Source organism: Alkaliflexus imshenetskii DSM 15055, assembly GCF_000517065.1.
Classification (GTDB): Bacteria; Bacteroidota; Bacteroidia; order Bacteroidales; family Marinilabiliaceae; genus Alkaliflexus; species Alkaliflexus imshenetskii.
In genome coordinates this window covers 509,315-510,913 of record NZ_KI912105.1, presented here as the reverse complement: position 1 = coordinate 510,913, position 1,599 = coordinate 509,315, and the positions used below count along the sequence as shown (strand labels likewise).

Here is a 1,599-nt window from a genome sequence, read left to right as displayed (position 1 = left end):
GCGTCGATTCTCTTTGCATGTTATGCCAGATGGTTACGTGCGTATCCGTCGGTTCGGCATTTATCATCACACCACAAAACTCCATCTGGATTTGCAATTTGTGCCCGATGAAAAGCCTGACATTGACCAGATGACAGCTAACCAAAAGCCCGAAACGGCTCCAGAGCGCATTTTAAGATTGACAGGATTTGACATAACCAAATGTCCGCATTGCAAAACGGGTCGTCTGATTGTCATCAGAACCCTGCCCAGGATTCGGTCACCCGCAGGGCATCTGCCTTCTAGGCTTTTTGATAAGTTGCAGTAACCAACATAACATTCCCTTTAAAAACTTCATTCACATGAGGTTCGGCATCGTATTGCCTTGACGGTGGGTTTTAAGCCCAAAAGAAGCTGGTTTTCAACATTTGAAACATAATGACCACTCTTCTCTTAAACCGAAAAGGTTAAAAACAGCACGATCGCAGCATAGGCGTTCTTGCCAAAAACATCAAAAACCGACAAAAAGTCCATAGCTGCCAGTTGTAGTCCTGACGGGATGTCGTTCAACCTGGAATAATCGCTGGGTCGTGCCGACCGCTCATATTCCTATATATTGTAGCCAGTTTTTATTCATTTGTCTTACAGTTTTTTATTATATAATCTTGAGCTTCTTCCATTCCTAATTCTTTCGATTTCCACCAATCCTCGCATGCTTTATCAAGGTATCCTAAATTATAATAGCAGACACCTCTCCATAAATAAGCCAAATCATGACCATATTTATTTTCTATGCAAAATGAGAAGTCAGAAAAAGCATTTTCATAATCACCTAATTCAGCACGAGACAATCCTCTCTGTAATCGTATTGCTTCCATTTCAACATCTGAAAATCTTAATCCAAACGATTCATTATCTTTCAACTCAAAATATAAATTTTCTCCACCTTTTAATTTGATTGCTTTATTATAATCCTCTAATGCCTGTTTAAATCTCTCAGTTTCAGCAAATAAATTCCCTCTATTATACAATGCCATTATATTATTACTATCCAAAGTCATAGCTTTATTGAAATCTTGCATAGAGTCATCATATCTGCCTAATGCCTTTTTATCAATCGCTCTATTAATCAATGCTTCAATATCGTTTGGTTTTCTTTTAAGTACAATGTTTAAATCTTTGATCGCACCTTCATAGTCACCTTGTTCTTCCTTTTTACAAGCATCATTAAAATATTCGTCTGTAGTCTTAAAATCACATCCGATTAAAAGTCCAGATAAAATGATGATATTTAGCAGTATCGTTCTCATAAATTGGCTACAACGGTTACGTGTATGGTGTCGTTTGGCGATTCAAAGCATAAACCTGTCAAAACGTTACAACGTTTATTAATTGTAATGCCCTTAATATTAGCACTATCCGCCAAATGCACTATACACGATGTTGTGCCGTCGTGCGTGTGTCCTGTCGTTACTCAGGGATACAATTTAAGAAATGTTCTTTGAATTTGAGTAACATAACTGTAATCAAGATGAGAGGGTATCGGAATTTTTTACTTCGATATGGTCTCTCGGCAAAGGCCTTGCAGGAGGATTTGCCAAACCACCATGAGGTGCTGCC

The 1,599-nt window shown here is 38.3% G+C and carries 1 protein-coding gene and 1 pseudogene; one reads left to right on the top strand and one right to left on the bottom strand.

What is annotated here, in order from left to right:
* Positions 1–307: pseudogene (locus tag ALKIM_RS0102260) on the top strand (IS91 family transposase); the annotation flags it as partial.
* A gap of 301 nt (positions 308–608) precedes the next feature.
* Here the strand turns inward: ALKIM_RS0102260 and ALKIM_RS0102255 are convergent.
* Positions 609–1,289: a tetratricopeptide repeat protein gene (locus ALKIM_RS0102255; protein ID WP_026473233.1), complete on the bottom strand. Its 681-nt coding sequence runs from the start codon at positions 1,287–1,289 to the stop codon at positions 609–611.
* Positions 1,290–1,599: the final 310 nt, after the last annotated feature.

Coding starts and splice junctions, on each gene's coding strand:
- ALKIM_RS0102255 (WP_026473233.1), bottom strand. CDS start 1,289: ATGAGAACGATACTGCTAAATATCATCATTTTATCTGGACTTTTAATC.